The 13,894-nt window shown below is 59.2% G+C and carries 12 protein-coding genes; 6 read left to right on the plus strand and 6 right to left on the minus strand.

Annotation, left to right across the window (positions count from 1 at the left end; all coding sequences use genetic code 11):
• The first annotated feature begins 6 nt into the window (after positions 1 to 6).
• Both UH5x_RS20605 and UH5x_RS20610 read left to right on the plus strand, forming a co-directional pair.
• Complete coding sequence (locus UH5x_RS20605; RefSeq protein WP_047813325.1) at positions 7 to 612, plus strand: nitroreductase family protein; 606 nt, start codon at positions 7 to 9, stop codon at positions 610 to 612.
• 4 nt (positions 613 to 616) lie between these two features.
• Positions 617 to 1,765 carry a sigma-54 interaction domain-containing protein gene (locus UH5x_RS20610; RefSeq protein ID WP_083434800.1) on the plus strand — a complete coding sequence of 383 codons (1,149 nt, stop codon included), beginning with the start codon at positions 617 to 619 and terminating at the stop codon, positions 1,763 to 1,765.
• Positions 1,766 to 2,000: 235 nt separating this feature from the next.
• Here the strand turns inward: UH5x_RS20610 and UH5x_RS20615 are convergent, their stop codons facing one another.
• From UH5x_RS20615 to dapB, 5 genes are all read right to left on the minus strand, one after another.
• The gene (locus UH5x_RS20615; protein WP_482633524.1) at positions 2,001 to 4,148 is read right to left on the minus strand and encodes an FAD-dependent oxidoreductase; all 2,148 of its coding nucleotides are present in this window, start codon (positions 4,146 to 4,148) and stop codon (positions 2,001 to 2,003) included.
• A 142-nt stretch (positions 4,149 to 4,290) separates the two neighbouring features.
• The gene (locus UH5x_RS20620) at positions 4,291 to 4,686 is read right to left on the minus strand and encodes a hypothetical protein (protein WP_482633525.1); all 396 of its coding nucleotides are present in this window, start codon (positions 4,684 to 4,686) and stop codon (positions 4,291 to 4,293) included.
• A 75-nt stretch (positions 4,687 to 4,761) separates the two neighbouring features.
• Positions 4,762 to 8,361 carry a serine/threonine-protein kinase gene (locus UH5x_RS20625; protein ID WP_482633526.1) on the minus strand — a complete coding sequence of 1,200 codons (3,600 nt, stop codon included), beginning with the start codon at positions 8,359 to 8,361 and terminating at the stop codon, positions 4,762 to 4,764.
• A gap of 93 nt (positions 8,362 to 8,454) precedes the next feature.
• Complete coding sequence (locus UH5x_RS20630) at positions 8,455 to 9,450, minus strand: 1,4-dihydroxy-6-naphtoate synthase (protein WP_482633527.1); 996 nt, start codon at positions 9,448 to 9,450, stop codon at positions 8,455 to 8,457.
• Positions 9,451 to 9,454: 4 nt separating this feature from the next.
• Positions 9,455 to 10,243 carry a 4-hydroxy-tetrahydrodipicolinate reductase gene (gene dapB, locus UH5x_RS20635; protein ID WP_482636043.1) on the minus strand — a complete coding sequence of 263 codons (789 nt, stop codon included), beginning with the start codon at positions 10,241 to 10,243 and terminating at the stop codon, positions 9,455 to 9,457.
• Positions 10,244 to 10,552: 309 nt separating this feature from the next.
• Between dapB and UH5x_RS20640 the strand changes: the two genes are divergently transcribed.
• From UH5x_RS20640 to UH5x_RS20655, 4 genes are all read left to right on the plus strand, one after another.
• Positions 10,553 to 11,008: a ComEA family DNA-binding protein gene (locus UH5x_RS20640; RefSeq protein WP_482633528.1), complete on the plus strand. Its 456-nt coding sequence runs from the start codon at positions 10,553 to 10,555 to the stop codon at positions 11,006 to 11,008.
• 144 nt (positions 11,009 to 11,152) lie between these two features.
• Entirely contained in the window at positions 11,153 to 11,473 is a 321-nt protein-coding gene (locus UH5x_RS20645; RefSeq protein WP_007326213.1) for a metal-sulfur cluster assembly factor, read from the plus strand.
• Between the two features lie 5 nt (positions 11,474 to 11,478).
• Complete coding sequence (locus UH5x_RS20650; protein WP_047813262.1) at positions 11,479 to 11,871, plus strand: acyl-CoA thioesterase; 393 nt, start codon at positions 11,479 to 11,481, stop codon at positions 11,869 to 11,871.
• Between the two features lie 12 nt (positions 11,872 to 11,883).
• Positions 11,884 to 13,002, plus strand: a complete 1,119-nt coding sequence (locus UH5x_RS20655; protein WP_482633529.1) for an ATP-grasp domain-containing protein — start codon at positions 11,884 to 11,886, stop codon at positions 13,000 to 13,002.
• Positions 13,003 to 13,020: 18 nt separating this feature from the next.
• On the opposite strand, the gene UH5x_RS20660 is transcribed toward UH5x_RS20655, so the two are convergent.
• Complete coding sequence (locus UH5x_RS20660) at positions 13,021 to 13,842, minus strand: hypothetical protein (protein ID WP_482633530.1); 822 nt, start codon at positions 13,840 to 13,842, stop codon at positions 13,021 to 13,023.
• Between the last annotated feature and the right edge of the window lie 52 nt (positions 13,843 to 13,894).

A 13,894-nucleotide genomic window follows, 5' to 3' on the forward strand; every position in this document is an offset into this window, starting at 1 on the left:
TGGAAGATGGCAGTCAACGAAACGGATCTGGAAGTTTTGCCCGTCATCGCTGATCGATGGAGCCCATATCGGTTTGATGGGCGTGAAGTCGAAGATGACAAATTGCGTCAGTGCTTGGAAGCCGCTCGCTGGGCTGCCAGCAGTTTTAACGATCAACCATGGTCGTGGATTGTCGCACGTCGCCAAGACGGGGAGGCTTTTGAAGCCATGTTGCAGTGCCTGTTGGAAGCCAACCGTGATTGGGCGTCCCATGCAGGCGTGCTGATCTGCACCGTCATTCGAACCAATTTTTCTTACAACCAGAAACCCAATCGAGTCGCCCTGCACGACCTCGGTGCCGCCGCCGCACTGATGTCTCTGCAAGCGACCTCGTTGGGTTTGCAGACGCACCAAATGGCAGGTGTCAATCTGAGCCAGGTCCGAGGCCAGTATCAGATTCCGGAAGGCTACGAGCCCGCCACCGCGATCGCCATGGGTTATGCCGACGAACGCGAACCCAACTCCGATGCGGAACAGATGTTAGAAGACCGCCAGAGCGGTGTCCGAGAACGAACGCCACTGAAGAATCAGGTCTTCATGGACGCATTCGGGCAATCCGCATCTTGGTTGTGATTCTGTGAGTTCTCGAGGACAGCTCCTACCCGGCGTCATTGGCAATTCGCCCGCGATGCGTGAAGTCGATCGCGTGACCCGCAAGGTTGCCGTGAGCAATGCGTCGGTGCTGATCCTTGGAGAAACCGGAACAGGAAAGGAGTTGATCGCTTCGGCGGTGCACCGATTGAGTCACCGCAGCGGAGGCCCGTTCGTCAAAGTCAACTGCGGCGCGCTGAGCGAAAGTTTGCTGGAAAGCGAATTGTTTGGGCATGTGCGAGGTGCCTTCACCGGTGCCGTTGCCAATCGCGCTGGTCGTTTCGAAGCCGCCGACGGCGGCAGCATCTTTCTCGATGAGATCAACTCCACCACGTTGACGTTGCAGGTCAAACTGCTGCGGGTGTTGCAGGAAAAGGAATTCGAACGAGTCGGTGACACTTCCAGTCATCGAACTGACGCGCGAATCATCGCGGCCAGCAACCGTGACTTGATGCGGCAAGTGCAGCTCGATGAGTTTCGGGAAGACCTTTACTGGCGTTTGAATGTGGTGCCGATCGAGCTGCCAGCGTTGCGACACCGACGCGAAGACATCCCGGCGCTCGTGGCGTTCTTCTTGGATCACTACAACGAAGTCAATGACCGCTATGTCTCGCACCTCGGGAACGGTGTGATGCGAGCTTTGCAGGACTACCACTGGCCCGGAAACGTTCGCGAACTTCAAAACTATGTGGAGCGAGCGGTCGTGATGAGCGACACAGACGAGTTGGTGCTCGATGCGCTGCCCTTGTGTGTGCGTGATCCCCAACGCAGCGTCGCGACGCGCGAATCGGCGAGCTCCGCAGGCGGGTTGAGTTCAATCGCACCAATGGGCAACGGTTCCATCGACACGCCGCCTGAATCCGCGGAGGCATCCTCGGGAGCAGCTGCGGCGTTTGATCTCAGTCGAATGGATTTGAAGACACTCGCTCGAATCGTTGTTCAGCGAGGGTTGGACGAAGCCGACGAGGCAGAGGATTTGCATTCGGTGGTGGTGGATCAAGTCGAACGCGAATTGATTTCTCAGTTGTTGTTGCGATGCGGCGGTGTGCAGACCAAGACCGCCACGCGTTTGGGGATGAACCGAAACACGTTGTCAAAGAAAATGAAGGACTACGGTCTCAGCCTCGATGACTGAGTCGGCGGATGACCTTGGGTTGAAATCCCAAGGCTCTCCGGCTTGTTGATTCATTCGATTTCACAACCCGACGCGCAACTTCAAAGCTCACGCTTCGGGTTAGGGTTCAATCAACAAGCCGTCGCGGATGTTGGCGAGCCGCGTGACGCAAACGTTTGGATGCCGACTCAGTTGGGATGAGGCTTGGCCTTTGAGGGCTGTTCAACAGACCAGCGGGGGACAACGGTTCTACGATTCACTTCTCTTCGACCGGGAGCCAATTGACCACGTCGATCACGACGTAGCCGTTCGCGTCTTCGTTCGAGATGACCACCTTGGCGGGACGCGTGGTGTCGAAGGCGTACCGACCAAGCGCCAGCAAGGGCTGCTTCTTGGACGCGGGCTTCAATTGAGTCTGGTCAATTCGGTGAGTCGTGGTGCCTGCGCTGTGGTGGATGTCGATCCGTGTTTGCTTGGAACGATTGGAGTTGGTGGGGTAACTCACCCGCACTTCGTACAGGCCGGACTTGGGCAAGTCCGTTTGGTAGATCGCTTGTCGGACGCGGTCCGTGGCCTTGCCGTCGTGGTGATATCCCGAGCCATAGAAATTGCCTGAGGCGTGGCTTTGAATCCAACCGCCGATGCGGTCGGCTTGCGTGTCATCGACGCTGATGCCTTCGACCGACTTCAGGTTCAGTGATTCCGGGTAGCTGGCATTCGAAATGTCGGCTGGTATTTCCAGGATTTGATTGTCGTCGAGCAGCCGTTTGCGAAGGTCGGCGTACGGGATGTCTTGAACGGCACGTTCGGATTGATTGGCGAGCGCGGCGATCGTTGCGGCCGATTGACCGAGGATCATGAACACGGGTTCCATGCGGATCGAACCAAAGGCAACGTGGGTGGCTGAGACGCAAACCGGAGAGAGAAGGTTCTCGCATTCGTCGCGTTTCGGCAGCAACGCACCCATCGCAATCTTGTAGGGCCCGCGTGTGGAGACACCCAGGTCACCTTCGTTTTGGACGTAGCCCTCCGGCGTGATGTAACGCTGGGTGTTGTGCGAGTCGATTCCGTAGGAGCCCATGCCGACAGAATCAGGCGTGGCCAACTCCTTTCGAAGATGGTTTTCCGTCATCACAAATTCGCCCACCATCCGCCGGGCTTCGCGAACATACATTTGATGCGGCCAATGGTCGTTGTCCGCGAATTCGTCCGCCGACAAGCCCCACTGGTTGATCTTGTCTTGGACTTCCTTCGGCACCCGAGGGTCGGTGGCGATGAAGTACAGCAACCCGCGTTGATAGTTTTCGTGTTGCTGGATGATTTCCTGGCGGCGTTCGTAGGTGGCTTCGGGGTAGTCGTAGTTGGCACCGATGTTGTCGAAGCTGACGGGACCGTGGTTGTTGGTGTCCGTTTTGTAGTTCGGCAGGGGGTCAAATTTATTGAACACATCTTGCCATCCCGCTTCGAAGGTGCGGGCCATGATTTCGTAGGTGGCCGGGTCGTAGCCCTCGGGCCGTGTCCACGCCACGCGATTTTCTGGATGGTTCGTCATGCAAGTTCGGAAGCAATAGGCTTGGACACGATCATCGGCGGAACCAAATTCGCCTGGCGGATCGGGGCTGACCAAGGGGATCACCCCGCTGCTCGGGTCACCTGGCACGACGTAGGGATCAACCCGTCGCGGCAACACGTCGAAGTGGTGCGAGTGATGCAGGACGCCGGTTTGAACACCCGCGTGAGGTTCGTTGTAGTCGCTGATTCCTTCGCGACCGTGCGCCGTTGCGACCCCGGCTGCGGCGATCAGGTCGCCTTCGTACGTGGCGTCGATGAACATCTTGCCCGCATACGTTTTGCCATCCAATGTTTGGATGGACACGATGCGACCATCCCGCTTCGTCACGCCTTTTTCCCGATCCAGCCACGCGTCGCGGAGGACGGTGATGTCGTGTTCTGCCAGCATCTCATCAAGGATGTTTTCAGCGACATGCGGCTCAAAGACCCACATCGTTGCTTGGTCATCGTCGCTGGCCCGGTGCCCTTGGGCTCGGTTGCCATACTTTTCGCGAGTTTGGAACTTCCACGCGGAGTCGTTTTGGTAGTGCTTGTAGACACGGTGATAAAAGTCTTTGGCGAGTCCACCGATGACGGCTTTGTTGCCCGTGTCGGTCCAGCCCAGGCCTCCACTGGTCAGGCCGCCCAGGTGCACGTCGGGTGAAACCATGACGACTGATTGGCCCATGCGAGCGGACTGGATCGCCGCGGTGACGGCCGCGGCGGTGCCGCCGTAGACGACGACGTCATGAGTCGTTTCGGCTTTCGTTTGCGAAGCGGGGATGAGCAGCAGCGTGGCGAGAATCATCGAGCACATCGACAAGCGATGACTCGGCCAAGAGGCGGGACGCATGGTGAGAATCCAGGTGGGGAGAATGGTGGGGCATCTCATGAAAAAAGCCCGATGAGTGGGACACTCATCGGGCTTCGTAGTTTAGTCGAATTCACCACGCGTCATGGGGTTCTGTTCGAACCTCACGCGGCGGGCAGGTCAATCAAAGACCTGCGTCGGTCGCTGGCAATTCGTTGGCCTTGATCTTTTCACCGAAGGTCTTGCCGTCGGTGCTCTTCACTTCGGCAACCTTCTTGAAAGCAGCCGTGATCTTTGCAGCGGCTTCTTCTGGATGCTCTTTGAAGTATTCCTTGGGGAAGTCCTTCTTATCGAGGAGCTTCTGCAGGGCTCGCCCGTACTCGTTGCGAGCTTCTTTCTTTTCTGGTGCGCCTTTGACGTGGCACAGGTTGCAACCAGCTTTGCGGGTCGCTTTCACGAAATCAGCGTCGGTGTCTTCGGTGATGTAGTCAGCTTTCCACTGTTTGCCAAATTCGCTGATCGCGAACGATGGGGTGGAAAAGCAGGCAGCGATGCCCAGAACAAGAGCCAAGCGTTTCATCAAGCAGGTTCCTCAAGTAAAGATCAGGTGGGATTTCAGGCGGGAGCCGACGAGACCGCCGACGCACCATTAAAGTCACGGTGTGGGGGGAAAGTCAAATGTAGGTTCCATCGGCATTCTAGGTAGAGACCGTTCCTGGAATCCACCCACAACCGATCCATCTTGCCTAAAATTACGCGGAGACCACCGGCTGGAGGGGGTCGATTCGGGCAGTCGCTCGGTCCAACGGACGGTCCATCGCGGTGGCCGTTCGTTCATCCAGGGCGGCGGATCTTCCAGGATTTCCAGGATATCGCTCATCGTCGTGACCCTGGTTTGCCCCAATTCATCGCGAATCAGCAGCATGGGGTCGTCCAGTCTGGTGTCGGTGTCGTAGGCGTTGCCAGATCCGCGAAGTCGCACCCAAATTTCATCTCGGTCGACACGTGGGATTCCTGTTAATTCAATGTGAGGAATTCCTGTGTCGACGACAAACACGCATTCCTCGGCCCGTCGCTCAATTTCGATCGGGTAGGGCGCGCTGACGCCCATCCGCATTTGCAGCAGGCCTTTGGGGGTGATCGCAGTCAGTTGTTCCAGCGACAGCCGGACGGATCCCGAGGACGGATGAGGGGGCTGGAGAGCGCCGCCCATTTCGATCATTCGGCGAGAGACGGCCAACAGTCCGTTTTCCCAGAGCAGTTGGAGTTCCGCGGCCACGTCCATTCGCAACATCGTGATTTGACCACGGACAATCACGTTGGACAGTTCAATGGATACCAGCGGCAGGGCTCCGCTGGTGTCCGACACGGCACCGCTCTCCACTCGGTCGTAGGGCAGTCGCTCTGGATCCGTGACAACGCTGAAAGCTTGCACATCATCTCGTCGCGACGCGTTGTCGATCGTCACGGTGCAGTCGCGCAGACGAACGCGACGGTTGTCGTTGATCGCGAACATTGCCCCGCCGTCCGTTTCGGTGGCGGGGACGGTCCAGAAAAAATGCAGTCCTGACATTTCGATTCGGTGCGAACCGATCGTCATCATTTCGCTTCGCTGCATGTCCACGTTCTCGGTCGAGCGGAACACGATTTCGGTGCCACCAGGCAGACTGGATGAGAGAATCAGGTCACTGCGAGGGATGGTGACTGGCGCGGACACAAGTTGCGGCGTCGCAATGTCGATGCGATCGATTTCCAATTCATCGGCCAACTGCAAGGCATCCGCCAGCGTGGTGGCAAGCTGAACGCCGGCACGAGCGGCTTCTTCGCGAAGCTGGGGAACTCGGAGGGCTTCGGTGGAAACAATTTGGACGCGGATGGGTTCCGGATTCGCTGCCTTGGGGCGACTGGTTTTGGGATCCACTGAGGCGGCGGGTTCACTGGCCGAGTCGCCTGTCGTCAGCGGCCGGGTGGAGCTCGTTGTGCCAGGACTGAGCATGTTCGAGGCGATGGAATCGGGGGCGGTCGACGCGGTGCTGGAATCGCCGGTCAACGGGCTGGCATTGATGGGGCCAATCATCGGGCTGCCGTTCATCGGGCTGCCATTCATCGGGCTGCCATTCATCGGGCTGGCAGGGTAGATCGGGCTCGTGCTTCGTTCCCCATCGCGATTGACGACGCTGGGGACGGTCGGAGTCAAAGGCAGCGGTTGGTAGGTCTCGTCCGTCATGCCAGGTGGCAAAGGCAGGCTGCCAAGGCGAGGTGGGTCAGCCCCCTGCGAAGGAAAGTCGCTGTTCAGACCCACGCCATCGGCTCCAGTGATGGAGCTCACGGAGTCGCTCATGGTCATTCCGCCGGCCAACGGTGTCGCCCCCGAAATCACGGCATCGGGATCGATCGAAGGTGGAATGGATGGCTCGCGCGGCGTGCTGGTGTTTCGGACTGTTGCGGCGTCCTCTGCTAACTGATCGATCGCCATCGTCGGATCGTTTGCAGCGGCACTCGCAGCACCGGGTTGGTCGAGCGTCGTGGGCGGCGATGATCCGTTGGGCAATCGATCGCCAACGGATGTGGCTGGCAGTTGCCCCGGCGGCAACAAGGCACCCTGCCCGGTCGCAGATCCGTTGCTCATTGGCGAGGTGGCACCCCCGTCGGTCGTTTCACGAACTGTTGCCGGGGACGAGTTGGGGGAGGCTGAGTCGTCGACGCGAGGGCCGCTCGCCGATCCAGGCGTGGGGGTTCGTGGCGACCCCGCTGCGGCGGAATCATTTGTCTCGCCCACGCTGGGAGGTAATCGTGGGGCGACGGATTCGACGGAATCCGGCGAGATCGAGGCCTCGATGGCGCGGCTGAGTTCACGACGCGAAGGTTGCGAATGCAATTCCACCGCGAAAGCGCTGAACAGCAGCACGGTTGCCGCGATCATCCAAGGCAAATGGCGACGCAATCGACGCATCGATTCGCGGTGATCGTCGTCTTCCAGAGTGGGAACCGCGACGCCGCGACTGCGCGGCAGGTTCTCACGTGAGGCCAGTTCTCTGAGATCAGCGATCAGGGTTTCGCTGCGTTGATAGCGTTGCTCAGGAAGCTTGGCGAGCATCTTGTTCAAGATCGCCGTCATCTCAGCCGGAACGTCTTCGCGGTGTTCCCGGATGTCGGGGATCGCGGCGTTCCCGTGGCTGAGAAGTTTCTGCAACATGGTCCCACCGGGAAACGGCGGGGAACCCGTCAGCATGTAGAAGAGGGTGCAACCGAGCGAGTACAAATCGCTGCGGATGTCGGCCAGTCGCGGATCGCGGGCTTGTTCAGGCGAGATGTAATCGAACGTTCCCAGCGTGACCCCACTGGCCGTCATGTCTTCGCTGGTGTCGAAGTTGTCCGAGCGAGCCAGACCCATGTCAACGAGCTTGACGGCACCATCGGTGGTCACGATCACGTTGGAGGGTTTGATGTCGCGGTGGACGATGCCGCGACGCGACGCGTGCCCAATCGCCTCGGCAACTTGGATGGTGAAGAACAGGGCATCATCGAGCGACAGTGGACCACCGTTTGCCACCATGTCCCGAACGTTGGCACCGTCGATGTATTCAAAGACGATGTAGTGCCAGGGGCCATCGTTGCCGACGTCAAAGACGCGCGCGATCAGCGGGTGATCGAGCTTGGCGGCGCTTTGGGCTTCGTTGCGGAAACGTCGTTGCAGGTCGGGGTCATCGGCCGCGAAGGGAATGACCTTCACCGCCACGGTTCGACCGAGTTGTTCGTCGCGAGCTCGGAAGACGGTGCCCATCCCGCCCCCGCCGATTTGATCCAGCAGCAAGAAGTGGTTGAGCCGTTGCCCGCCCAGTTCACGGGTGATCGATGCCGGGGTGGCGTGTCGATGCGAGGCGTGGGAGGAGTCTCGCAATCGAAACGAGTTGCCGGGCAATCGGTGCGAACGCGTGGCCGAGACATGGGACCGGCTGGAGCCCGCTCGAATCACCGTTTCGGCTCCCTCGATCACATCGTCCGGCGCACGAAGCGGATTGGGAGCGGGAGGCGGTCCGGCTGAATTTTGCCGTTGGTCGCGACCCGGTTCTTCGACGGGGACGCCGAATGGTTGAGTGGCGGTTCCCGATGCATCGGTCGAATCAGGCGGCGAGGTGTCGGGGCCTGTTGATTGGGAGGCTGGTTTCGGTCGGTGCACCGTCGATCCCTCCGGCAAAACCGCTGAACGGTCCGGTTGCGAGGAATCGGAGGAGGGGAGCGACCGGGAATCCATGCGACGCAGCGGCGGAAAAGACTGAAGAGAAGAGGCAATCCGTTCACTTCCAGGATAGTTCTTTCCCCCGGTCTGGGCAAACAATCTCAGTGCTCAGGCACCGGTTTCACCGCAGAAAAAACGGAGCTTCGCTGCTCCCAACCCAATCTGCTGGGCCATTTCGGAGAGTGTCGTCAGGGCTTCCTGGCCAACCGTCCCGAGGTCCACGGTCCAGTCGTTGACATACAAATCGACGTGCTGCATCAGCACCGAATCGTCCATTTCCTGGGCGTATCGACGCATGGCGGGGAGTGCTGAATCCGGTGTTTGACGGGCTGATTGCAGCGACCGCCGGATCACTTCGCAGGCGGATTTCATCGTCGCTGGGGAGTGTCGGTCTCGCATCACCAAGCCTCCCAAGGGGAGTGGTCTCTGAGTGGATTTTTCCCACAAACTGCCCAGGTCGGCCGCCAAATGCAGTCCCGACTCGGCGTAGGTGAAGCGTCCCTCGTGGATGCAGACGCCAAAGTCCGCGTCGCCCCGCTGCAGAGCTGGCATGATTTCGGAAAACACGACCTGCCTGACCGAGGTTTTGGCCCGAGGGGGAGAAACGTCCGGGGCTGAGGAACCGGCCGGAGGGTTGGATTCCGGGTAGAACAGCCGGAACAACAAGTGAGCGGTGGTGTGTTCGCCGGGGCAAAGCGTGGTTTGAGCGAGCGTCTGCGGGGTCTCACCGGCTCGAGCGGCCAGCAGCAGCGGGCCGACGCCAAATCCGAGCGCCGATCCCACCGGCAGCACTCGAGTTTGATCGGCCATCAACAGGGCCGCATGAAAACTGGTTTTGGCGAGATCAAATTCGCCCGCCAAAAGCCGCTGGTTGAGCTCATCAATGTCCAGCAGTTCGATTCGCCAGGTGAACCCGCCGGTGTCAAACGATGGCTCGCTGCCCTGATTCATCGCCGCATCCAACAATCGCGAAAAAGCGAATGTGTCGTTGGGACACGTGGAGATTCCCAGGTGCAGTTCGGGACCTTCACCGATGCGAAGTTGTTGTGCCGCAGTGTTGATTGGGTGGCTCCGTTTGGATGCCGATTGGATGGACGGGGCCACTTGCTCAGTTGTCGGACATGCCCAGCACGTCGAACATGCTGTACAGACCCGGGCCTTTGTTTTCTTGGATCAGCCACTTCGCTGCCGCTAGGGCTCCCGACGCGTAGCAGTCGCGGTTGCTGGCGGCGACATTCAGTTCGATCTTCTCGCCCAGCATTCCGAACACGATCGTGTGTTCGCCAGGATTGTCGCCGACGCGAATCGCGTGGTAGCCAATTTCTTCGCGAGTTCGAGCGCCCGTGTGACCTTCTCGACCGTGGACATGCGTGGTGGATTCACCCAACTGTCCAGCAATCAGTTCACCAAATTTCAGAGCCGTGCCGCTGGGCGCGTCGGCTTTGAACCGGTGGTGTCGTTCCAGGATTTCGACATCCAGCCCGCCTGAAACGTCTTTCAGTGCCGCGGTGATCTGCTCGGCGATTTTCATCGACAGGTTGACCGCCAGCGACATGCTCGGAGCCCACACGATCGGGATCGAGGCCGCTGCGTCGGACAGGCGTTGCTTTTGTTCGTCGGTCAAACCGGTGGTTGCCACCACCAGTGGCGACCCGACTTTCACGCAGTGGGCGAGGCAGTCATCCAGGGCTTCGGGAAGGGAGAAATCGACGACGGCTTGAGGGCCGGTTTGGTCGCCCAGCGTCGGCCAAGTCGAAGAAATTTCAACGCCTGAGGGTGCTTCACCAGCCACGGAACCCGCGTCTTTTCCGAGATGATCGGATTGGGCGTGGTCGATGGCTCCGACCAAATGGAAGCTGGAGTCCGCCATGCCAAGAGCCACGACGCGGCGTCCCATGCGACCGGCTGCACCATGAACCGTGAGGGAAATCGGACCTGTTGAATCTGCCACCGAATTGAACCGTCTGAGAAGGAAGTAAGGGATCGGCGATCACGCCGCCAACGCCTCAATCTAGCGACACCACAAACGAATCAACAGGTCGGGCGATCGTGCACTGGGATTGCCAATGCGGAGCCGATCGGGCTCCTTGGACCCTGCCCTGCGAGGCTTGCACCTTGCCCTGACCCGTGGCCGATCGAACATGGGCATTGGCGAAGAACGATGTGTCCGGAACACCCGCGTCAGAAAGCTCGATTGGGAATGTCGATGCCAGTCACTGAAGCTCCCGCCAGGGACGTCTCCACTGAGCCTTGCGGCGGCAGAACGGCTTGTGTGCTGACCCACCCCGGTTTGCAGTTGGGGATGAGTCTGGTGGTTTTGGCGGCGACGTGTTGGGTGACGCAAATCACAACCCGGAGCGTCTCCACGGATTCGCCTCCGGAATCACCGGGTGTTTCTTCGCCGTTGAGCATTGGGTTGAACACGTCCGACGCTCGTGAATTGTCTCTGTTGCCTGGAATTGGTCCAAAATTGGCCAATCGGGTTGTCCGGCATCGCGAATCTCACGGTCCCTTTGGGTCGGTGGAAGGTTTGATGACGGTTCACGGCGTCGGTCCCAAGCTGTTGCAATCCTTGCGGCCTTGGGTCCACGTGTCCCAGTCGGCTCGGGAGCCTTCCCGTCCCATTTCCGCCCCGGATCACTTGGTCTTGAAGGATCATTGAATCCGTCGGTTTGACGATTTCGGGGGTGGTGGCCATGATGAACGTCTCCCGAGAGTCGCCTCGGGGCGACTTTTCTGACTGACCGCGTCCGTGCGTTGACGCTGGCAAACGATTCCCAACCACTTGATTCAAACGAGCATTCCAATGGCTCTGGCTGAAGACAAAGTCCGCGAAGCCCTCAAAGAGGTCATCGATCCCGAGTTGTACGTCAACATTGTTGACCTGGGGTTGGTGTACGTCGTTCAAGTCGGCGAGGAAAAAGAAGACGGCCGTCATGACGTCAACGTTGAAATGACCATGACCAGCCCGATGTGCCCCGCCGGGCCTCAACTGGTCGCGGGAACCAAGAATGCAGCGGAGTCACTGGAAGAAGTCGACACCTGCGATGTGAAAGTCGTCATGGAACCGGCTTGGACACCGGATTGCATGACCGATGAAGCTCGCGATCACCTCGGCATCTTTTAATCGCGGTGACGGATTCGCTGCCTGCACACAAGTACGAATTCCGCGTGGCCTATCAAGAGACGGATGGCCAGCGTCGAGTTCACCATGCCAACTACTTGAATTATTTCGAGCGTGGGCGGGTCGAGATGCTGCGCGAACTCGGTCACAACTACAAATCGATTGAAGACGACGGCCACATGCTGGTCGTCGCTGAAATGAATGTGAAGTACTTCGCTCCGGCGGAGTTCGATGATTGGTTGGAATTGACAACCACTGTGATGGAAGTTCGCAAAGTTCGAATGCGACACCGCTATCAAATTCATCGGGATGGGCAGTTGCTCGTCGAAGCGGATTCCGTGATCGCCTGCGTCGATCGCAGCGGGAAACTGGCTCGGTTGCCCAACCTGAAAACTCGCTGACGGCACCTGCTCATGCGAGTCTTTGTGGGCGAGTATTTGTGCGGCGGTGGCATGGCGTCCACGCCGCTGGAACAGATCCCGCCTTCGCTGCTGAGCGAAGGTCGAGCGATGTGGCAGGCTTTGGTCACCGATTTCGCGGCTTGGGCAGATGTGCTCACGCCGCTGGATGCCAGGCTGGAAAATCTCGCGAATGTTCTGCCCCGCGACGTTCAGCGGCTCACTGTGAATGCATCCGCGAACGTCGCAGAAGCTTGGTTGGAAGCGGCCCAAACGTGTGACGTGGCGATCGTTGTCGCACCCGAGACCGACGGCGAACTCCACCGGATGATCATGGTTTTTCGCGAGTCCGGGGTGGAGGTGTTGGCGGTGGATCAGACGCTGGTTCGCATGGCGACGGACAAATGGCTGACCGCCCAGTGGTTGGCCAAACACAAGATCGCGACGCCAGTGACTTGGGCCCAGAAATGCCAGCTATCAGACGATGCAGCTCGCGAAATGGACGGGTGGGGATCCGTCGGGCTGGATGCCAAACGTTGGGTTCGAAAGCCCAGGGATGGCTGTGGTTCCGAGTCGGTCCGTGTTTTCGATGATCGGGTGTCGGCCGATTTGGGGAGTCAGAGCAACGACATCGTGCAGGCTTGGATCGAAGGCCGACCGGCATCGATCTTGATCGTTGGTGCAATGACCGATGGGAGAGATCAGCCAGTCATCTGTCCCGCGATGTGGCAGGATTGCGAATGGTGCGTGGACGACCTTGCATTTCCCAGCCAACCCGCTGGCTCAGGGGCTCGCTACCGAGGCGGCAGCGGTCCAATCGAATCTGATTTGCAGTCGCGTGGGCGGGCGTTGGCAGATCAAGTGTTGCGGGCCATGCCAGAACTGCCGCGAGGATTTTTGGGGATCGACTTCATCTTGGGGGATCGTCCCGAAGAGGACTGCGTGATCGAGATCAATCCACGGCTGACGACCTCGTACATCGGTGTTCGAGAGCTGGTGAGAGGAAACTTGACCTCGATTTGGGAGTCGTGCAGAAGCCCAGAAACGGCGATCAGCAAACGCTCGTTTGAATGGTCGTCCGATCCCGTCTGCTGGACAACGGAAGGTGAGGTGCACCCGCAAACACTTCGGTAGGCGGCGATCCGAAGAGGATCACATTCGCGAGGCCATGGCGAAGAAACCGCCTGCACAACCGCCGCAGATGATCGCGGTCACGGCAGGTTTCCAGTTGTCGCGGAAGTGGCGGATGACAAAGATCGGAACGTATAGGATCGTCAAAGAGAGCAGGCCCTCGTTGCGACTGACTTTGAAAGCGCGAGCGATCAGCGTCAGCACGCAGCCAATGGCGACCATGGCGAACGCGGAACCGCCCAAATTGCAAAACATTTGCAGCGGCTTGAATTGCAGTTGCTCGGTGCGGCGGGAGGCGTTGACGGCCAGGACGGCGATCACAACGGCACTGCCGACGATGAACAGGATCAACGCCAGCATCCAGGGTGGCATGCCAGCTCCCTTGTGCATTTTTTCTTGCAATGCAACATCGCGGACCATGTCCTTTTCCGCTTTCATCAGGGCCAGGGTGCCCATGTCGATGTCGACACCGGCAACTTTGTGCCCTTCCATGTTGGTGCCGGTTTCTTTGTTGTAGCCGCATTTGGTGCACAGCACGGCTCCCGCTGCCATTTCGTATTTGCAGGCTGGGCACACCCCCGCGATCTGGCGATCGAAACCTTCTTCGGTGAACAAATCGTCCAGCGAGTCAGATTGCGGTGCTTGGGGGGCCGGACGGGATGCGGCGGGCCGAGCGGCCGCGGCTTGAGGCTTCGCGGTCCGCGGTGCGGCTGGCTTGGCGGGCCCGCCGGCAGCCGGCACGCGAATTGCCTTGCTGCATCCGGGGCATTTGACTGCTTTTCCGGCAAATTCATCGCGGACGCTAAGTTGTTTGCCACAAGAGCATTGCAAGCGAATCGGCATCAAGAAATCGTTGGCAGAAGGGAAGACGGACGTCTCGCGAAACCGGGCGGGC

This window comes from Rhodopirellula sp. UH5 (genome assembly GCF_056839225.1).